Genomic DNA, 20,575 nt, shown 5'->3' with positions numbered 1-20,575 from the left:
TATCTTTTTGCTGAGTCACATCGACCAACAAAGCGCGAGCCGCTTCCAGCTGTTCATCTTTTTGCTGAGTCACATCGACCAACGAAGCGCGAGCCGCTTCCAGCTGTTCATCTTTTTGCTGAGTCACATCGATCAACAAAGCGCGAGCCGCTTCCAGCTGTTCATCTTTTTGCTGAGTCACATCGACCAACAAAGCGTGAGCCGCTTCCAGCTGTTCATCTTTTTGCTGAGTCACATCGACCAACAAAGCGCGAGCCGCTTCCAGCTGTTCATCTTTTTGCTGAGTCACATCGACTAACAAAGCACGAGCGGCGTCCAGCTGATCATTTTTTTCCTGAATCACATCCGACAGCTGACTGAGCTGTTGTTTCTTTACCATGGACCGTTCAGTGATCTGATCCAGTTGCTGTTGAGTGACATCGTGTTTGGCTTTGAGCTCGGCTACAAAGTTTTCCCTGTCTGTTGCTTCGGCGACCAGGCTCTGAGTTCTTTGTTCTTGAGCCTGGATCTGAACGACGGCATCAAGCAGTTGCCGAGAGACATCGTTGGATTGCTCTTGCAGGGCTGCGGACTGTCTTGACTGCTCTTGAAGTGCATCTTCAAGCAGTTTGATGCTTGACGCATTCTGAGCGAGCTTGAGTTGATCTTCAGCATGGAGAGCATCGTAGCGCTCGAGCTTTTGTATCAGTAATGCGTTTGCTTGCAGTAGCTCGGCAATGCGGGCATCGCGCTCGGTCAACGCCTCGACATGTTCGGTAAACTGTTTATTTCGAGTGTCGAGATGTTCCTCAAGCGACCCACTCATCAGTTTGAATCGTTCGGCCTTTTCCGCGAGCTCCTGGATTTGTGCGTCACGTGAGTTTATGGATTGACGATAATCAGTTGCTGCGCGCTGGCTGATCCCCGCGAGTAAGGCTGGGAGCGCGTCAGGTTCGTCGACGGCAAGTACGGTGTAGATTTCCGATACAGGTAATTCTATACGACCTGTTTCCTGCCAACTTTGAGCATCCAGCGCAACCAGGTTTGCGTTCACAATTGCGCTGCTATCGATATTGCGTGAGCGACTCAGGCCGATATACAGAGTGCTGCCCTGAATACAGATACCCCGGGTGTACCCGTCCAGCGTCTTGCTTCTCAATAAGCTCCCGCTGATGTCGTATTCGCGTAGCTCTCTGGTTTCGGAGTTGGCGAGCAGCAGGTTGTCACCAAAGGCGATCAAGCTATGAGGTTGTGACAATCCTTCGATCAGGCGCTCTCCAGTGTGCAAGTCCTGGACGAAGCCGGCTTGAGCCGTTTGACCTTTGTACTGACGGTGGGTTGTGAAATCACCGAAGGCACAAAACACGATGTGCTGATTCCACTGTGTCAGGCAATTGATATGCCGTGCATCGTCTTCACCAGGAAATCGCCAGCTACGAACCTCTGCCGCATTCATGTCCAGCTGCACGATTTCATTGGCTGTTGTGCCTACCGCATAAAGAGCGGGGTCCGCGATCAGTACATCATGGATGTCATGAATCGGCGTTCCCAAGTCTTGTGTGGTGCGGTTGCCCTGGTAAAAAACCAAACCCTCTGGTTGCAATCCCCTCAGAAATTTGCCGTTACTCAGGCTGATACCTGTCGTGTTGATGTCATCCAGACGAAACACCTGGCCATGGTGGATAAATAGCAGCCCACCTCCATTGGGCGAGGAAACCAGCAGATTTTCGAACGCATGGGTCATGCTTGTTTTGTTCCTGGGGAAGGGACGCTTGAGGGGGGCGTTTATGACCGAGTCAACTGAAAGTCGATTGTTGCCTCGGTCAACAGGGTCAACTGGGGCTTTATCGGCAGGTTTCAGGGCTTCTGGATCATTGATTTGAGGTATAGACCGAGTCAATAAGTTTGAGCAGTTGATCCACCGAGTCTTCCAGCGTCGAGATATCGGTGTCGATTCTCAGATCTGGATGCTCAGGGGCTTCATAAGGGGAGGAGATACCGGTGAACTCCGGTAATGTTCCCGCTCTTGCCTTGCTGTACAACCCTTTAGGGTCCCGGGACTCGCAGACGGCCAGTGAGGTACTGACATGCACTTCGCGAAAGCTCTCGGTTCCTATGACTTCGCGTGCCAGGTTGCGGTCATGGTTGAAGGGTGAGATGAACGCAGCGATGACAATTATGCCGGCCGAATTCATCAACTTCGATACTTCTGCAATCCGACGGATGTTTTCGGCACGATCCTCAGGGCTGAATCCCAGGTTGTTATTGAGTCCATGGCGGACGTTGTCGCCATCGAGCACAAAAGACAGCTGTCCCCTGTCCATCAGGCTCCGCTCAAGGGCGAAAGCAAGGGTGGACTTTCCTGAAGCACTTAGTCCCGTGAGCCAGATCGTAATCGGCTTCTGCGTCAGCAACTGCCGACGGTCCTCGGGTGTGACCTGACTGCCATGCCAAACCAGGAGGGGGGGGTGTTTGTCTGCCATGAAATAGCTAAATCCAGTGTGAGTGCTGAAGGAAACGTTTATTGGCCAAGTGATGCTGAGCGCGCGTACTCATATGGCATTCCGTTGCGTACTTGAGCCCGGTACAGTAAGCGCCGCATGTGCTTGTGTCTGTAGTCGGGTTGCCGCAAAACGGGTCGACCAAAGATTATCCTGGCGAAACTGGCGAATGCTCAAGTGATTGCTCTGGTAGTTGAGAGCTTCCAGGCTGATGTTGTGTAAATCGGACTGGTCATCGACAAGCCACACTTCAGGCTCCTTGCCTCGATGCGTCATTTCACCGAAATGGGTGGATATGACCGGAAGGCCGAGGGAGCGGTATTCATAGTATTTGATCGGGTCGACTGAAGCGGTCAGGCGGTTGAGTTTGAATGGAATCAATCCCACCGAAAAAGCGGCCATGGCCGCTATGGCATCGGTATATGAGCACTCGGGCAATAACTCGATATTGGTGGGCAGGGTGCACGGCGCTGGGGTGAATACGGGGCCGATCAACTGGACCCGGTTTTCAGGATTGGCTCGCGCCAGTGCGATGACCAGATCCCAATCGAACCAATGGCCAATGGTACCGACATAACCCAGTATTCGATGCTTGGTGCCCAGATCGAGGCTTTCGACGGGCGCAATTTCTTGCATATCACAAGCATTAAGGGCCAGTTCGACCTTGTCAGTTTTGCCCAGGAGTTTGTCGCGAATGGCGGTGGAAGACGCCAGTACTTTAGACACCCGACTAATGAGTCGATGTTGGCGTCCCTCCATGGCGCGTCGTGAAAGCCCTTGATAGAAGGCCGGAAAATCGTCCATGGCGTCATAGACGGCATAGCTGTCTGGCATGCGCGCCAACAGTTGCAGGGCGAGCTCGGATGGTTTGCCGACACAAATCATGCACGGCCGACCTGCCGAAAACGCTGCGGTCTTCTTGAAGATATCGCGCCAGAGCAGCCTCTGCATGATGCTCGAGCCCGGAATGGGCTCGATCGGCAAGGCCAGGGGTTTACATATCTGCAGCCAGTGCGGAACGGCAACGCTTTGCTGGTCGGCAACAGGTGGCTTGGACCTGAAGTCGTGCAACGACGGCAGGCGTGTCGGATAGGGGTCCACCCACAGCACCGGCTCTCCTGTCTGACTGTTCAGCCAGTTGACGAAGTGATGCGGGCGCTGGCTGTAGCTGGCCCACGGAACTGGCGAGAGGTAGATCATTCGCATTATTGGAAATGCTGCCTTAACACGCTGACTATGCGTTCTGCCGCCTTGCCATCGCCATAGGGGGAAACTCCACGAGCCATGGCCTTGTAAGCCTCGGGATCGTCGAGCAAGCGCTGCGCCTGTTCGACGATGGTGTCGCGATTGGCGCCTACAAGCTTGACCACGCCAAGGTCGACGGCTTCCGGCCGTTCGGTTTCTTCGCGCAGTACCAAAACCGGTTTGCCGAGCGCTGGTGCTTCTTCCTGCACGCCACCGGAGTCGCTGATGATCATATAAGAACGTTTCATCGCGGCTATGAACGGTGCGTAGTCAAGCGGAGTGCAAAGAATGATATTGGGTGTGCGGCCAAGTATCTGGTAGGCAACATCCTTGACGTTTGGGTTGGGGTGCACAGGGTAAAGAATCTGGATATCCGGATTTTGCTCAGCCAGCGTTTTCAGCGCCTGGCAGATATTCTGGAACGGCTCACCGAAATTTTCTCGACGATGGGACGTCACCAGAACCAGACGTTTACTCGAATCCAGCTCGATATCGAGCGGCAGTGTCCGTGCAGCAGTCATCAGCAAAGCATCGATGACGGTATTGCCCGTCATGGTGATATCCGCTGGGGCTACGCCTTCACGCAGTAGATTATCCATGGAACCCTGAGTCGGCGCGAAATGCCAACGGGCCAGTTTACCGGCGATCACGCGGTTGGCTTCTTCGGGGAATGGGTTGTGCATGTCGCCGGTGCGCAGGCCAGCTTCGATGTGACCGAAGGGAATCCGCAAATAGAAACAGGCCAATGCCGCGCTCATCACTGTTGTCGTATCACCTTGAGCCAGCACTACATCCGGTTTCTCGGACTGCAGGACGACATCCAGATCCAGTAGCAACCGTGCGGTCAGCGTCGTCAACGACTGATTGGGACGCATGATGTCCAGATCTATATCGGGAGTAATACCGAAGAACTCGAGCACCTGATCAAGCATGCCGCGATGCTGGGCCGTAGCCAGCACCCGGCAATTGATATTTCCTTCGGCCTGAAGGGCCTTGATCACGGGAGCCATCTTGATGGCTTCAGGGCGAGTACCGATGATGCAGAGTACCTTGTGGGTCATTCCTTTCTACTTCCTATACCTGTGTTGCAAGTGAGCGCCCTATCCGGTCCGCATTGGCCATGATCGTTAGTGTGTGCGACTTTTCTGTAAGGCTTGGCAGGCAAGCCCCATCGACGATGTGTACGCCGGGGAGTCCTGCCACTTCTCCAAAAATATCTGTCTGTCCAAGTCTGGGGGTCGGGTGCATGGGCAGGGTTCCTGCATAGTGGATATCTGCCCCCGGCTTGCCGACGGTGAAACTCATAGGCATCAATACCGCGCCCATTTTCCAGTAGCTTTTACGCAGCAGTACCTCGGCGCTTTTCATGGTCGCGTTCGTCTCGGGTTGCAGACCGCCATTGATTCGCAGCGAACCATCAGCGCCCAATACGGCGGTGTTATTGGACAAGTGGCCTGGAAGGAAGATATTTCCGACCAGGCAAGAACTGAGGAGGTTTTTCAGCAGTTCGACACTGTAGCGCTTGCTCATGGGAACACGGCTGACGAACTCGGACATCGGCAAGCCCGTAGTGCTGAAAGTCGAACCGAAAGCTGTAGTGCCTGAAGCAATATCAAGTGAGAACGACAACTGGCCCAGGCCAAATGTCGAAACTCTTGGGGTCCCCAACATTCTTGGCAGCCACAGCAGGAAGGCCGCTGTCGGCGACGACAGCAGCGGTAGCGGTCGCGTGTAGTCAAGGTGTTTGAGGGCTAGTCTGGTCGACGCCAGAGTGCCTGCAGCCAGTAGAAGTCGCCGGCCGGAAAAACGCCTGGATGAACGTTGATCAGTGATCGTCCATGAGCCGTCCTGCTTAAGGAGGTCGTCCACCGAAAAATCCTGGACGTGCTGGAATCCTGGGTACTGCTTGAGCTTCGGAAGTTCCAGGGAGGCGGAGTACAGCGCCTGATTCTGACAACCCCACAGACAGTTTCCGGAAAGATCACAGGCTTTTCGTTCTTCCAGATTTTGACTCAAGGCTGCCACCCGCGAGCGGCCAAGGCGAAAACCCAGGTCGGGGAACGCCTGTCTGCGCCGGGTATAGTTATCGAGCAACCGTTGGTGCAGTTTATCCAGAGGCAATGGTGGCTGTGACCACTCATCAAGACCAAAATAGCCTGAGAGGTCGTCATCGACCTGGCCACTGATGCCCATACGCCGGGAGACTGTCTCGTAGGACTTCTCCAGCTCTGCGTAATCGATGGAAAGTCCAGGAAAGTCACTGGCGCGAAGGCGTGCGACACCGCAGCCCCATGCATTCGACAAGCCGCCGGTTGCCAGTGATCCTATCCCGATGAAGTTGTTCACCTCTATGTGATTGGCTGCACTGAACCCCTGAAAGACATGGGCATGGGTCGGGGTTTTCAGTTTGGGGGACACGGCATCCAGCTGGGTCAAGGCATGGAAGTTCTCGCCTATCATCCATTTCCACTGATGCTTGTCGTTCGACCGGCTTGTGAGGTACGGAGCGGTCGGCACGGCGGATGAGCCTGACGCGGCTTGGGCATCCACCATGAGCACTTTCAATCCGGCTTTAACGAGCGGATAGGCGGCAGACGTACCAGCCGGGCCGCTACCTACAATAATTACATCGAACTCAGGCTTCACGCTTGATTTCACTTTCAAGAAATAGATGACGAGCAAAGGGTTGGCACAGCAGGGCGAATATCCGCCACGTAAGCTCTTTAGCCGCGGTCAGCCCCAGCGATATCAGGGTCGTGAAGAAGTTGCCTTGTTGCAGGGGGCCTAGAAATACGCTTGCGCCCTGAGGGCTGGCCTCGGCGATGCTGACTGCAACCTGCAGCCGCCAGGATAATTCCCGACCATAAGGCTGGTTCAGGAAGTTGTGATTATCGAGTAGGGCCAGGAGTGCCGGCCATCGCACCATCAAGCGTGAGCTGATTACCTTTTGGGTTCTGCCTGTGCGCTCAAGGGCGTTTGCATAACGACGAACCAGGCTCTGTTCCGGAGGGCTTTTGAGTAAGTAACTCAAGAGCACAATCCCCTCCTGGAGTAATTGCCTGCGATGACCACGACCTGAGCGATGCATGCCACTAGCAAGCGGTCGAAGCTCAATACCCAGTCGTCGCAAGGACATCTCGGTGTCCATGTGCGGGAGGTTGATGAGTGAAAAAATGCGGTCAAGGCCAAGTTTCGTGCACATGGACTGCCCTAATAACAAGCCGAGCAGTTTGATGGGCGCTACCGGGAAGGGCACTGGAAGACGAACTGCATTTATGCGGTTGTCAGCGATCGACATGAGAAAGCGGCCAAAGGAAACCGGTTGCACAGAGCCCAGGTTAAAAGTCTCTGCCCGAATATCTTCCCGCTCGACGATGGTCAGGATCGAGGCCGCAAGGTCATCGACATGCACGGGTTGCACCTGGGGCGCAGGTAGAAGTATCGGAATGACCGGAAAACGACGAACCAGCCCTGATAACATTCCAAAAAGCCCGCTCTCAGGACCGCCATACACTTGTCCCGGTCTGATCACGATCCCGCCAGCGGCTAGCACTTCTTGCTCGATGCGCCACTTTGTTCGGCCATAAGCGCTAGGGGCCTCGCATGCGGCAGTCTGGCTGGATATGAAGATAAACCTGGCCGCGACTTGTGTGGCGCAGCGGATCAACGCTTGTGCCGCCTGTACTTCGTCTTCCGAGGAAATCTGAGCACTTTTCGATGTGTCCGCGGCCAGGTGGACAAAGGCCTGGGTCCCCGCCGGGCATTCAGGTGCTTGTCCATGCAGGTCGTAAGGCAGCCACGTATAAGCCGGGGGGCAGGGCTTTCGTGTAGCGGAGATGATTTCGTACCCTTTATCTATCGCCAAGGATGCCAGCCGCTGACCGATATAACCTGTCGTTCCGGTAATGAGAAGTTTCATGCTCATAAGCTTTCAGGGCCATTGGACAGGGCAGGCCTGGTCGTATCGGGATGAAATACGAACAGTTTGCTTATCCAGTAGGTCAAGAGTACGCAGGCTACGTCCGAGACAAACTTGACAGGTGTGGGGCTATTGACGAAATACAGGCCTGCGGCAAACAAGGCTGATGAAAATGGTAGGTTGATGGCGAGTAAGGAGAAGTAGCGAAGTGCTTGCGCCTTGCTGCTGCCGCTGGTCGACTTGAACGTAAAGTGTCGATGTAAAAAGAACGCAAAGACTCCCGCGATGAGCTTGCTGGCAATATTGGCCAGAATCGGCTCATCCTTGAATAATAAAATCAATAAGAGAAAACATCCCATATCCAAGGCATAAGCCAAGAGCTGGATGGCACCGTACTTGATAAATGTCAAGACTTTTTCCTGATAACGACGATGTGGTGGAGTGCGAGAATACGCCTTAAAGGGTAAAGCAGTTTTTCGACGATTTTTATCAAGGGAATCAATGGGTCAGGTAGCAGTTGGCGAAAGTTTAGCCCGCCAGAGATCAGGTACCTCGGGTAGTTACCGCATATTTCCTGGTGAACGATCTCGAGGGTAGGGTGTTTGAGTTCGAACGCCTTTCTGTCTCGTACGAAGACTATATAACTGAGGGCCTGGTTGGCGCCGTTCATAGGGCCGGTCGCAGGTGTTTCCCACGACTCAAAGTTCATGTCGAACCCTTCGGATTTGAACAGGCGCTTATAGATAAAGGCTGAAAAAGGACCATAAAAAGGTTCGATCAGGATTGCTCCGCCACCCGGTTTTAATGTCCTGTCGATTTCCGCGAAAAAACGGTCGGGATGAGGGAAGTGGTGAAAACAGTTTTGCCCGTAAAATGCTTTGACCGACTGATCATCCAGGTTCATCGACTCGGCATTCAGCTCCAGGTCCAGGTGTTTGGCGAATACAATATCCGAGGCCAATACTTCAGGGTAAGAGTCGCGCATGGGGGCAATGCCGGCGCCAAGCTCTACTTCAAGGCCCTCGACCTTGAAGTAACGGTCTGCCAGACGATTAAATAAATGATGGAACTCAATGAATACTTCACGCAGCATTCGCTTACGCTGAAGAACCTTTTCATGAAGTTCAAGGCGTTCGGCGCCATCGACGTCTAGTGTCTTGAGCGAAGGGTCCGACAAAAAGTCTCTCAGCGTTTTCATTTAGTGTCTTCCCGCATCAGGTTTACGTTACGGCGTTTGGCATGCCTGGGCCTGCTTGGAACGGAGGCGATGTCATAGCCAAGGAATGCCATAATCAACTGCAATCCCATGAGTATGGGAAGCGCACCGAGCATGACCGTGCCAGCGGGGGTCGGGATGCCATTGTTAGCGGATTCAGACCAGTGAAAGCTGCCGAAGATCAGACCAAAACAGAGCATCAAAACTCCAACCGGTAACTCGATCGATGCGAGAGACATATCCCGCAGGTAGTAATTGTAGAAAATTCTCTTGGCAAAATTTCTGCTGTGTTTGAACAGAAATTCGCCGATGATTTTCGAGATTTTAAGATTACTGACTTCTTCGCCATACTTGGCTTCCATTGGTACATCAACAACAACGGCGCGCAAGGTATTCAAGCGGAATAGAATGTCAGTCTCGAAAAAATAGCGTTCACTGATTTTATCGAGAGGCAATAGTTTTGCCACGTCACGATGAATCGCGGTATAGCCATTGGTGGGGTCGAACAGATCCCAGTAGCCTGTTGATAGTTTGGCCATCAGCGACAATACGGCGTTGCCGAAGAGGCGAACGCGCGGCATTGATTGAACTTCCTCCAGATCAAAAAAGCGGTTGCCTTTGGTGTAATCAGCTTCCCCTGCCAGGATGGGCTCAATGAAGAGCGGGATCAGAGCCGGATTCATCTGGCCGTCCCCATCCACTTTGACAATGATGCTTGCGCCGTCGGCAATGGCTGCTCGGTAGCCGGTCATCACCGCTCCGCCCACGCCTTTGTTCAAGTCATGGGGTAGCACCCTGACCCTGGGGTCGGAACAAGAGGTTATTACATGTCCACCGGAGCCATCCGGGCAGGCGTCATCCACGACATAGATACGCCATACTTCGGGGCCTATCGCTTCAATCACACCCGCTATGTGTGCGGTTACTCTATAGCTTGGGATCACTACCGCGACACGCTGTTCTTCAGTGGAAAGCTCTATTTTTAAGTTCATCGATATCGCTGACTATTGTCTGAATGAGAGTGACTTGAACTCCAATGGAGTTTCAGTATGGCCTGAAGCATAAATGACAGCGGAATGAGCATTTGGCGGTGCAACTACCGTCATCTCATGAGTTGTCCATTCTGTTTTGCAGTCAAACGTCTCAATACTGGCCCTTATGAAGGAGCCTTTGGCATCCATCCAGTTGACTTGAATTCGCCCTGGTGCCGGTGCGGTAGAGCAGCGCGCGAGCACGCTGTTTTTAAAGCTTTGTCCTGGCGTCACTTCGACGGCCTGAATTGCGGGTGTACTCACACTAACCGTAAGAGTTTTCCGGGCGCCGTCATAGCTCGATGGAGAAGTCAGCGTCCAGCCATCGAGGTTGGAAAGCTCCGTATTCAACAAGCGCTCCTGGCTGTAGCGATAGGCATCATTGAATTTCCGTAGTTCGATTCCAGTCAATGTTGCGACCGGGGAGGACACTTTGAGTAGTCGGTTAAGTTGAACCTCAGGGAGTTGCGAGGAATCGATGATCAGCCAATCGACCTGGCGACTCAGCAGTAACTGAACGAGTTGGGATTCAGTGGTGGCGGCATCGAACTCGGCCTTCCATTTTACGTTGTACCAGGATGCGTAAAGGGCATCGCTGTTCAATCCCGCCGTCAATGGGGACGCAAAGACTGCAACGCGACGGTGTTCTGTATTGAGTGCGTTGACGATGTCGACTATTTTCCGTATCGGCAAGCGTTCAGACAGGTAGGCATCACGACCTGTGGCACTGAGCAAGGCGGACGGCACTAGCTGACCATAATAGGTGGCCGCTTGGAGGAACCACATATTTGATGTGATCAACAGGATCCCGGCAATAATTCCTGCTGTCTTGGGAAATATTTTGGTGTCGGAGAAGGGCAGGACAAGTACGACTGACAGTAGTGCGAAAGAAGGGAATATATAACGTAGATACGCAGTGGACTGAAACGTCATGATCAATGCTCCTGCGCCGATAAGCAGGATACGTAAAGCGTTTCTGTTGCCACTCAGGACGAGAGCGACTGCGGCGGTGGGGAGCAGTAGCCACTGGAAGCCTGCCGCGCCGATTTTGCCTTCAATGTATCGATTTGAATTGAAGACCATTCGATAGAGCGTATCCCATGAAACCCCGGTGCCAAAAGTCGCCGAGGGATCGAAGTTCTGACTTGGCCAGAATGGAGATTGGAAGATGGCATTGAAAAACGGGAAGACGGGGTTGCCAGTCAAGTACCACGCAGAGACATAAGGGATAGCACCGGCCAGTATCAAACAAACACTGCCCAGGAGGATGGTCCGGATGACTCCCGGTATGGCCCAGGCTTTGTATTGCGATAAGAGAATAACTAGAAGGACAGGAAGAACGCTCAGCGTCACGGCCTTGGCCGCCAGCGAAAAGCCCAGCATGATACCTGCCAGGAGAAGGTGCGACAGCCGCTCCCTGGCGTCAGGGGTCGAACTTGAAACTTTCAGTATTGCTAGTGTTCCTGCCATGACAAAAGCGGTCCACACACCTTCGATGTGCAGGCTGCTGTTTTCGGCAAAGGCTAGTGGTGTCGACAGGAAGATAAGCATCGCCCAGCGGGAACTGGTTGCGGTACCTCCTGCCCAGATCACCATTTCCCTGATTTGCCACGCAACGAGCAAGATGAATGCGGAGTTGATCAGGCGCGACGCAGTCTCGTCGGCCAGCATGTAAACAATGCTATAGATCCAGTCAGCGAGCATGGGCATTACGGCCCATACATAGTTTTGTGCATCGAACCCCCATTTATGCTGCTGGGCCATGTGGGAGGGGACGAATAGGTGCATGGCCAAAGCGTCATGTCCGATCTCTGGCATGAACGCGATCAATACGTACAAACACGCGAAACTGGAGATCAAAATGTCGAGCGTCGTACAGGTAACCGTTCCTGAAGAACGGGCGGTTCGTATTCGAATCAGCAGCTCATGATAAATCGATGCGGTGTGTTTGCTACCCAACAAAAGCGCAAGCAAAAGCATTGCAGAATAAAGCCAGGAGTAGTTGATCGTGTAATACGCTGCCAGGCCTGTGAATGTGCCGAACGTGCCGGCTCCGATCAGGAGGTGGGTTGGCCAACTGGCGGAGATCCTGTGGCCCAGGATACATCTGCCGAGCACTGTTGAGGAAAGACCGAACACTGCCACGACAATTATCGGCCACGCGTGTCCACAGGCAATTGAGACACAGGCGATCAACCCGGCACCGAGGACGATCGGTGAGCGGCGGGTAAAGAAAGTAAGGGCGGCCAAGCATAAAGCCGACAATACTATCGCCAGGATGTTCTTGTCCCGGTGGGGAATTTCGAAAGTCGAAAATCCGTACACACTGACCACAGTAGTTGCCAATAAAACGACAAGTATCACTGCGTATTTTATGCTGTCTCTGTGCAAAATATCGTCTCTGGTGTTCAGCCGTTAATGGTGTACAAATCGTTTGAACAGTTTTTCAAGCGTCTCGATACGTGTGCGGGGTCCAGGCCCCCCACTTGCTCTCATATATCGCTTTGTTCTTTTCGAAGAGCGCTTGTTTTTTCTCTGCTCCCAATTTATTGAACGAGGCAGACAAATGGTGGTGAACAAAAACATCCTCGGCGCAGACCGCACGCATACCGATGTGTTGCACACGGCGGCAATAATCGTCATCCTCGAAAAAGCCCAGTCCGTACTCTTCGCAAAGGCCACCGATCTTTTCGTAGGTCGAACGCGGGAACATGACGCAGAAAAATGCCAATGTATTGATTTCGAACCACTTGCCCATCCGTGCGCGTGTGATTTCGGCAGACTCGACGTGCATGTCTGTTATCTGGGTGTAGCGGGTATTGATTCGTGCTTCATTGCCGATATTGTTGGTGATCGGGCCAACGATTCCGATGTCCTGGTTGTCCAGGAGGTGGCGCATCAAACCCTTGGCCCAGCCAGCGGTGACAACGGTATCGTTGTTCAGGATAACCAGATAATCACCACTGGCCGCTGCAAGACCTAGATTGTTGCCTGCGGCGAAACCCTTGTTGTCGTGATTGAGGATGATGATTCGGTTCGAATGTCCCTCGGCCCAGGCTTTCAGGAACGCTGGGGTATCGTCGCTGGAGTTGTTATCGACGACGATAATCTCAAGGTTGGCATAGTTACTATGAGTCACCAGGCTGTCCAGACAGTTTTTGGTCAACTCCAGATTGTTGTAGGTCAACACCACGACGCTGATTTTGGGCATGGGCAGTGTATCGATCGATTGACGCAGGCTTGCGGCTCGATGCTGCCAGGTCTGACCCTCTGCAAATAATTGACGTGCCTGAAGCGCGGACTCTGGCTCCGGAAGGCTTTTCAGGACCTCATCTATTGCCGTGACAAAATCAGCAGGGTTTTCAGCTGTCTTGACCAGTTTTCCGAATTGGCTGAGCTCCGGCAGTTTCACCGAAACCACGGGTTTGCCTGCACTCAAGTACTCGTAGACCTTCACCGGGTTGGTGGCCAGTGTCAGAGGAATGACTTTGAACGGAAGCAGGCAGACGTCCATGGCATAGAGGTAGTGCGGGAGGGAGGAGTAGGGGACTTCTCCTTCCATGAGGATATTCGGGTAGGCCTTGAGGTATTTCCTGGCGTTTACCGTATCGTTGCCAATCAGCAATATCAGGTGCTGTGGGAAGGATTGGGCGATTTGCTTGAGCAGGTCCAGATCGAACCACTCGGCAATGGCTCCGTAGTAACCGATGATCTTTCTATTCTCGGGATCCTGGTAGATGTTTTCTGGTCGCTGGCTGAAGAAACTGTATTCAGCGGCATTGCGGATTACCGCTACATTGCGGTTTTCACGCTTGCCGTGCTGCTCGATCCAGTCGGACGTTGCCACCAGCAGATCCGCTCTGCGCATCAAGGCTATTTCGAGATCAAGCAGTTCCTGAGCGACGTTGCCAAAGCCTTCATGATGATCCATGCAGTCATAGATCAATGTGGAGTTGGGAATGCGCCTTGCGAGTGGGAACCAGTAGGCATGCTGGACAATACAGTGCACGGCATCGACATTCGCCCACTGCATGAGCAGCGCCAGGCTTTGGCATAGTTGTGAGATCGCTGCGGTTGAGGGTGGCGCATAATAGATAAGTGGTGCGCCGCTGACTTTCAGGCGGACCTGGAACAGTCCGCTCGCCTCATCCAGATTTTCTACTTCGAAGCCCGGGGCATCGTCATCAAGAAAGTTATTTGAGATGTAAAACGTCGTCTGACCTGCTTTCGCCAGCTCTTTGGCCAGGTTTTGCGGGCGTTGAATACGGAAGTGCCAGTCAATGACGCCGAACATCAGCACTACAGGCTGTGCAGCTGAAGACTGAACATTTACTTTTGTTTGAGGCGGTACGCTCGGCAGCGTCGTGATTTTTGACGACGAAGATGACTCGGCGGATGTTGCTGCACTGGTTTTCAACCAGCGCCGAATACTACGTGCCAGTTTGCTCTTTTGAGCGGGTGTGAACGGCAGGAGTGCGTAAATTCTGCGCGACCATTTAAAAAACTGTTTGCGTATGAAGTAACGCAGCGGCGTGCGCTCGATGGTGCTGCCCCAGTCCGAGAGCTTGACCAATTCCGCCTGTTTTGAGGCCAGCTTTGTGCGCAAGTCGACTGCCCAATCGGAAATGGCCACGGCTTCGCTGGTTTTCGCCTGGAGCAATTGTTCGGCATTTTTGAGCTGCTGCTCAGTCGTCTGCAGTTGAGCCTCGATTTGTGCGTGCTGTGCTAGCAGCAATTCGAGTTCGCGGCCTTGAATTGAAAGACGATTGCGAAGCTCTTGTTCATCTGCGCGTAGCTCGCAGAGCAGTCGATCTCTGCTCTCGATCTCTTTGACTAAATGCAGGCCTTCGGCCGATTTGTTTTCTGCTGAAAGAGCCAGTTTTTCGATGCGATCAACAAGGCGGTCGATCTGTTCCATGCGGTTTTCTGTCCCTTTGGCTGTTGCGGTCGGCTTGTAGTTGATAGGTGCTATGGTCACGGGGGCGCGCTTTGAAAATTAAGTTTTGGTGGGCAAGGGTTTTACTTTGCGGAGTCGCTGGACATTGCCGGCGCAAGTTCATAGCCAAACTCTTGCAGCGCCTCCCGGGCTCTTTCTGCCCAAGGGTGGCAGGATGCATCGCCGAGACTTTTCCAGTTGTAACAACGGCCGTTCATTGGTGGCTGGCCAAGGTTCTGATGATGTGGCAGGTGTCGCAGGTCTTTACCTAAACTCTTCCAGTCGAGCATCCGAGAGTCGAATGTCACCTGGAGGAAGTCACACATTTGCTGGAGCATTGTTGCGGGGGCTTCGATGAAGTCCTCGTAACGGAGAAAAAAGTAATTCTCAGGATTTTGTGAGGCAAAGCGTTGCAAGTTGAGGTTGGTCGTGTTCCAGATGCCGGGGAACGTCATCTCAATGTTTTGCGGTGCCCAGGATGTATTTTGCAGAGACAACACGACGTCACGCACATCACGGACGATATGAATCAGTTTGATATTCGATTTGAATAATTGGGTATTACGCAAGATTCCAAGCGAGCCCAGATCATTGGGGGATTTATCGCCAGCGATAATGGCACCGGTCTTCTTAGCGATTGACGCATACAGGCTTTCGAGTATCGCAGGCACCTTATAGTCGGCGTTGTAAATACATGCCTTGACCTCGCTTGGGCTCAGGTGGCAGCCAATGCTGGCAGCGAAGTCCTTGGTCGAAACAATCATTTCTGCAACCAGCTCGCGACCGATTTGAGCGTTAGGTATACGGTCGATCAAGAACGCGAGTGGAACAATGAAGTCGGTTTCGTGTGGAATAACGATTGCCGGATTCTGGTTGAGCGATTCTTTGAGGAATGTCGTGCCCGAGCGTGGGCTGCCAAATATTATGAACATTGCGATGCCCGCTGGACGCTGAATTGGGTATCGAAACAGGTCATTGTGCTGATTTTCTTGTGGCAACTTACGCTGAAGATAATTGAATTGATTATTCGGTCCGCCAGCGTTAGCTGAGACCCACCGTCCTGCTCATAGGAAGCGCCGACGCTTATGGAGTAGTGCCCCGGGTGCAGGAGGGGAATGTGGATGCGCGCTTCGATGGTCATGCGCTCGCCAGAAGAGGTGAATCGCTCTGCCGTCATGCACTCCAGTCGGGTGTTGGTTGCAGCTATTTCTTCGCCTCTGAAGTTTCTGACGATATAGCCGAATATCAGCGAGTTATCCGGGGTCAGGCTGGCATTGGCCACGGTGAATCGAAGGATGACATCTGAGCCGCCTTGCACTTCGTCGGTCGGCGTTCGGTCTTTATCGTAAAGGCGTGCACCGATTATCTGACAGCGTTGGTCTCCCAGACGCCTGTCAATGTTGGCGATATGTTCTTCGTCGCCGTTAGAGGACGAGAAGAGGGCAGGGGCGAGCTCTGTTTCTGGAGTAGCAACGGGCATTTGAAAGAGCCAGGCCAGGTAACTGTCGACGACCTCGTTGGACGCGCCGATGCTTCGAATCCTGCCTTGATCCAGCCATATTGCCCGGTCGCAGAATCGCTTGACCAGCATGCTGTCGTGGGTCACCAGCAGGATGGAGGTGCCACGTTCCTGGAGTTGGTGCAGGCGGTCCATGCAGCGATGAACGAAAAAAGCGTCGCCGACCGCCAAGGCTTCGTCAACAATCAGGATTTCTGGATCAATATTGGCCTGGATTGCAAACGCCAGGCGAACATACATCCCGCTGGAGTAGCTCTTGACGGGCTGGTCAATGTATTCGCCAATTTCGGCGAAAGCCTCGATAGCCGCGTAGCGCTGGTCGATTTCGGCGGAGGTAAGGCCAAGTAATGCGCCATTAAGATATATATTTTCACGGCCCGTGAACTCAGGGTTGAATCCAGACCCCAGTTCCAGCAGTGCAGCAATACGGCCATGGGTAATAATGCGGCCACTGCTTGGATTAAGCGTGCCGCAGATCATCTGGAGCAAAGTCGACTTACCACTGCCGTTACGGCCAATGATGCCAACCGTTTCGCCTTTTCTTATCTCGAAGCTGACATCGTCTAGCACGGGGAAAGCTTTGAAGTACTGCTTGCGCCGTCCCGAGAGCATTTGCAACAGACGGTGTGCGGGCTTTTCATAGACATGATAGAGCTTGCTGAGTTGTTCGACCTGGATAGCAACTTCAGATGACATCGGCAAAGCCTTTTCGTGTTTTCTGGAACCAGGCGAACCCGGCCCAAGCAACCAATAGAGCTACAGCCGTATAACCGGCCAAGCTACCCCAATGTGGAGCCGTACCCCGGAAAAGGGCATTGCGAGCCATTTCTACTGGAAGGGTTAGCGGGTTCATCTGCAGGGCGGCATGATCGTTTTTCGGGAGCGCCGAGAGAGGATAGAAAATTGGCGAGAGGACGAGCATGACCATGGTAATAATGCCGACGAACAGGCCAATGTCACGCAGGTACACGCTTAGTGACGCGAGGAGCCAGGAGACTCCAGGTGTCAGCAGTGCAAGGGGGTGAAGTACTAACGGTAAATGAAATATGGTTACGGGCGGAAACCCGAACAGCACCACGTAGAATGCCAGCCAGGCCAGCAGCATGAAAACGGAGGTGAAGAGCGACCAAAAAATGCCGGGCATCGAACCTTTGTAGCGGCCGACTGTTTCTCTGTGGATCAAGGCGTGGATCAAGTTTCGATTTACACGAAGGCTGTTGATCATTACTGCGGGAGACATGCTAAACGGCTGCATCAGTTGCTCAATCCTTGACGTCATTCAGGTACATATCCTTGAGCGAGATCCTCATGGATTGGCAGATCAAATATAAATTTCCTGACGTTTTTTAACGTCCAAAGGGAGAGTCAGCATGCTCTGCGCTCGCACCAAAATGATATCACCGTCTTGGCAGGCTGGGAATGCGAGTCTTGAATCGTGGGGTTGGTGGGGTTTAGGTAGTGCAGGTGTCGCGTAAGCGGCATTGATCCGCTCCCATTGAGTCGAGTCGCACCACTGTGCCAAGTAAATAGGCGATTACTTGCTCGGTACCTATAAGGGAACGCGGCAAGTGGCCGATAACCCGATGGGCAAGTTCTCCTCGTTAGCTGCCCCAGTGCCAGGGAAACCCGTAGATCTAGCCCAAAGCATGCGGCAGGCAAGCGTAATTGAAGGTTTGTGTAAAATTGCTTGATAGCCCATGGCTACTGGCTATCATCTGCGCGCCGAAATGGGCAGCGAAGCTGAGCTCGTCCTTGCATTTTCCTTTGGGTTCATCTTCTTATTTGCCTGGAATCTTCGATGCTGGCGTACCAACAAAAAAGTTTTTTGATCGTCGATGATTTCTCTGATTTCCGCACTTCAGTCAGGTCGATGTTGCGCGAGCTGGGTGTGAAGGACGTAGACACGGCCGACACGGGTGAGCAGGCGCTGCGCATGTGCGCGCAGAAGCGCTACGACTTCGTCCTGCAGGATTACCATCTTGGGGACGGCAGGAAGAACGGTCAGCAGGTGCTCGAAGACCTGATGGTCGACAAGCTGATCAGCCATGAAAGCGTGTTCGTCATGGTCACTGCCGAGACCAGTCAGGCCATGGTGCTCAGTGCCCTTGAGCATGAGCCGGACGCTTATCTGACCAAACCCTTCAATCGCGCAGGTTTGGCTCAGCGGCTGGAGAAGCTGGTGCAGCGCAAGACGTTGCTCAAGCCGATCCTGCAAGCCCTCGATCGGGGCAAGCCCGCCGAAGTCCTGGCTGCCTGCGCCGCCCTTTGCAAGCAGGATCCGCGGTTTGCTCCGTTGTGCCTGCGGTTCAGGGCTGATGCCCTGCGCGATCTTAATCAGCATGAGGCGTTGGAGCGCTTTCTCAACACCATTCTGGCAGACCGCCCTTTGCCCTGGGCCTATGCGGGATTGGGTCGGTCGCTGTTCAAGCGAGGACAGGTCAGCCAGGCACAGACTCTGTACGAAATGGCGCTGAAGGCTTTCCCGATGATGCCGGCGCTCTACGACGGAATGGCTGATGTGCTGGTCGCCCAAGGAGACTCCAGGCGCGCACAGAGTGTGCTGGAGGAAGCCGTTCGCTTGTCGCCACTGGCTGTGCGCCGACAATCGCTGCTCGGCAAACTGGCGTTGGCTAACGAGGATTTTGAAAGTGCGTCGAAAGCCTACCGCCAGGCTGTAGCCCAGGGACAGCAGTCGCGTTTCAAGGACCCGGAGAGCAATCTCGGTCTGGCCCAGGCGTTGATCAGTAAAGGCAGTGAAAGAGGGCTGGATACGCGGACCCGGCTGGAGATCAATCAGACCCTGAGCGAGGTTGCCAAGGAGAACGTCAACGATCCAGGGCTGCAGGTGCGCGCACGGCTGATGAAAGCCACCAGCCTGCTGCTCAACGATGCCGAAACCGCCGAGAAACTGACCGAGCAGGCGATGACCCGTCTTGAGGGCATGGAGCAATTCATGAGTGCCGACGCGGCGCTGTTGGTTGCCAAACAACTCCAGCAATTAGGTCAGGCGGATGCCGGTGCATCCATGCTGAAAAACTGTGCGGAAATCTATGGTGACGACCCGGCGGTGATGCAGGGTATTGCCAAATTGACCGACGACCCGGCGATCCTCAATTCCGGCAACGCTGCGGCCGATTTGAACCGCCAGGGTGTGCGCAGTTACAAGGCAGGTACTTTGGCCGAAGCCCGGGAGCTTTTCCGTCGCGCGCTGGTGCTGCAACCGAAAAACATCAGTATCGCCCTGAACATGGCGCAATCGCTGTTGCACGGGGCCGATGCCAGTCTCGACACGGCACTGCTGCAAGAGTGCCGGGCCTGCTTGAAAATGGTTGGCATGATGCCCGAGAGCGACGCGCGCTATCCGCGTTACCAGAAGCTGCGAAGCAAGGCCTTTGGCGAATGAATGACGGTGACAAGGGGCTCGACTTTTCCACGGTGATTGCCTCCACCGTACACGACATGAAGAACTCCCTGGCCATGCTCATGCAGGCCCACGCTCAGTGGCTCGCACGGTTGCCTGACTCCCAGCGGCAAACCGGCGAGCAAGGTGTTATCGAGTACGAGTTCGCTCACCTCAATGGCATGCTGGTGCAGTTGCTGGGCCTGTACAAACTGGGCGTCAACCAGCTGCCGTTGAAGCCTGATTACCATGAGCTCGATGACTTCATCGAAGCGCAGCTGGTATGTCACCAGGACGTACTGAGCAGCCGTGGCATTGTCGCGACCTATGAAGTCGATGACTTCAGCCCCCTCGGTTTCTTTGATCGGGAACTGATCGGCTCGGTGGTGGCCAACATTGTCAACAACGTCATCCGTTACGCCCGCCATGCCCTGTTGATCAGCGTCCGTGAGGAGGCTGGGCAGCTGATATTGTGCGTCAATGACGATGGGGCCGGTTACCCGCGGCAGATGATCGAGCGTCAGGCCGATTACGTGCAGGGCATCAATCAGAGCAGTGGCAGCACTGGTCTGGGCCTGTACTTCGCCGCGCGTATTGCCGAGCTGCATCAGCGCAACGGCATGCATGGACGTATCGAGATCAGCAATGGCGGCCCCTTGGGGGGTGCACTATTTAGTCTCTATCTTCCTTGAGCACCTGCGCTGACGACAAAGGGCTGCAATTGTGCACCTGCGTAACCTTTCTCTGAAATCCTGAATTATCGTTTCAGCCTTCACTTCATTGCTGACCTGCGCCTTATATCTCTGCTTTTCGCGTGTGCCTGCTTGAA

The 20,575-nt window shown here is 53.7% G+C and carries 16 protein-coding genes; 2 read left to right on the top strand and 14 right to left on the bottom strand.

Going from position 1 to position 20,575, the window contains the following annotated elements; translation table 11 throughout:
* The 14 genes from AC07O1_RS09980 to AC07O1_RS09915 all read right to left on the bottom strand — a co-directional run.
* The coding region (locus AC07O1_RS09980) for a DUF4915 domain-containing protein (RefSeq protein ID WP_495088662.1) at nt 1-1,723 on the bottom strand (1,723 nt) is incomplete at its 3' end.
* Nucleotides 1,724-1,850: 127 nt separating this feature from the next.
* Nucleotides 1,851-2,462 carry an adenylyl-sulfate kinase gene (cysC, locus tag AC07O1_RS09975; protein WP_495088661.1) on the bottom strand — a complete coding sequence of 204 codons (612 nt, stop codon included), beginning with the start codon at nt 2,460-2,462 and terminating at the stop codon, nt 1,851-1,853.
* 69 nt (nt 2,463-2,531) lie between these two features.
* On the bottom strand, nt 2,532-3,686 hold the full coding sequence (locus AC07O1_RS09970; protein WP_495088660.1) for a glycosyltransferase family protein: 1,155 nt from the start codon (nt 3,684-3,686) through the stop codon (nt 2,532-2,534).
* The gene (gene wecB, locus AC07O1_RS09965; protein WP_495088659.1) at nt 3,686-4,786 is read right to left on the bottom strand and encodes a non-hydrolyzing UDP-N-acetylglucosamine 2-epimerase; all 1,101 of its coding nucleotides are present in this window, start codon (nt 4,784-4,786) and stop codon (nt 3,686-3,688) included. The genes AC07O1_RS09970 and wecB overlap by 1 nt, the downstream gene beginning before the upstream one ends.
* Before the next feature lie 13 nt (nt 4,787-4,799).
* A complete protein-coding gene (locus AC07O1_RS09960; RefSeq protein ID WP_495088658.1) occupies nt 4,800-6,407 on the bottom strand; it encodes an FAD-dependent oxidoreductase in 1,608 nt (535 codons plus the stop codon).
* Nucleotides 6,361-7,644 (bottom strand): NAD-dependent epimerase/dehydratase family protein, encoded by a 1,284-nt coding sequence (locus AC07O1_RS09955; RefSeq protein WP_495088657.1) that lies wholly within the window; start codon nt 7,642-7,644, stop codon nt 6,361-6,363. The genes AC07O1_RS09960 and AC07O1_RS09955 overlap by 47 nt, the downstream gene beginning before the upstream one ends.
* 2 nt (nt 7,645-7,646) lie before the next feature.
* Nucleotides 7,647-8,054, bottom strand: coding sequence for a GtrA family protein (locus AC07O1_RS09950; protein ID WP_495088656.1), 408 nt, complete (start codon nt 8,052-8,054; stop codon nt 7,647-7,649).
* Nucleotides 8,051-8,842 carry a class I SAM-dependent methyltransferase gene (locus AC07O1_RS09945; protein WP_495088655.1) on the bottom strand — a complete coding sequence of 264 codons (792 nt, stop codon included), beginning with the start codon at nt 8,840-8,842 and terminating at the stop codon, nt 8,051-8,053. Before AC07O1_RS09945 ends, AC07O1_RS09950 begins: the two co-directional genes overlap by 4 nt.
* Nucleotides 8,839-9,852 carry a glycosyltransferase family 2 protein gene (locus AC07O1_RS09940; protein WP_494993642.1) on the bottom strand — a complete coding sequence of 338 codons (1,014 nt, stop codon included), beginning with the start codon at nt 9,850-9,852 and terminating at the stop codon, nt 8,839-8,841. The genes AC07O1_RS09945 and AC07O1_RS09940 overlap by 4 nt, the downstream gene beginning before the upstream one ends.
* A 12-nt stretch (nt 9,853-9,864) precedes the next feature.
* The gene (locus AC07O1_RS09935; protein WP_495088654.1) at nt 9,865-12,282 is read right to left on the bottom strand and encodes a phospholipid carrier-dependent glycosyltransferase; all 2,418 of its coding nucleotides are present in this window, start codon (nt 12,280-12,282) and stop codon (nt 9,865-9,867) included.
* Nucleotides 12,283-12,337: 55 nt separating this feature from the next.
* A complete protein-coding gene (locus AC07O1_RS09930; RefSeq protein ID WP_495088653.1) occupies nt 12,338-14,809 on the bottom strand; it encodes a glycosyltransferase in 2,472 nt (823 codons plus the stop codon).
* 101 nt (nt 14,810-14,910) lie between these two features.
* Nucleotides 14,911-15,759, bottom strand: a complete 849-nt coding sequence (locus AC07O1_RS09925; RefSeq protein WP_495088652.1) for a sulfotransferase family protein — start codon at nt 15,757-15,759, stop codon at nt 14,911-14,913.
* Nucleotides 15,750-17,042 (bottom strand): ABC transporter ATP-binding protein, encoded by a 1,293-nt coding sequence (locus AC07O1_RS09920; protein ID WP_494993646.1) that lies wholly within the window; start codon nt 17,040-17,042, stop codon nt 15,750-15,752. The genes AC07O1_RS09925 and AC07O1_RS09920 overlap by 10 nt, the downstream gene beginning before the upstream one ends.
* A complete protein-coding gene (locus tag AC07O1_RS09915) occupies nt 17,032-17,601 on the bottom strand; it encodes an ABC transporter permease (RefSeq protein WP_495088651.1) in 570 nt (189 codons plus the stop codon). The genes AC07O1_RS09920 and AC07O1_RS09915 overlap by 11 nt, the downstream gene beginning before the upstream one ends.
* Before the next feature lie 543 nt (nt 17,602-18,144).
* On the opposite strand from AC07O1_RS09915, the gene AC07O1_RS09910 reads away from it, so the two are divergent.
* Nucleotides 18,145-19,749, top strand: a complete 1,605-nt coding sequence (locus AC07O1_RS09910; RefSeq protein WP_495088650.1) for a response regulator — start codon at nt 18,145-18,147, stop codon at nt 19,747-19,749.
* Nucleotides 19,746-20,438: a sensor histidine kinase gene (locus AC07O1_RS09905; RefSeq protein ID WP_495088649.1), complete on the top strand. Its 693-nt coding sequence runs from the start codon at nt 19,746-19,748 to the stop codon at nt 20,436-20,438. The genes AC07O1_RS09910 and AC07O1_RS09905 overlap by 4 nt, the downstream gene beginning before the upstream one ends.
* The last annotated feature ends 137 nt before the right edge of the window (nt 20,439-20,575 follow it).

It is taken from the genome of Pseudomonas sp. GW821-FHT07G10, from assembly GCF_059418545.1.
The sequence above is the reverse complement of the archived record's forward strand: the minus strand, read 5'-3'. Positions and strand labels throughout refer to the sequence as shown.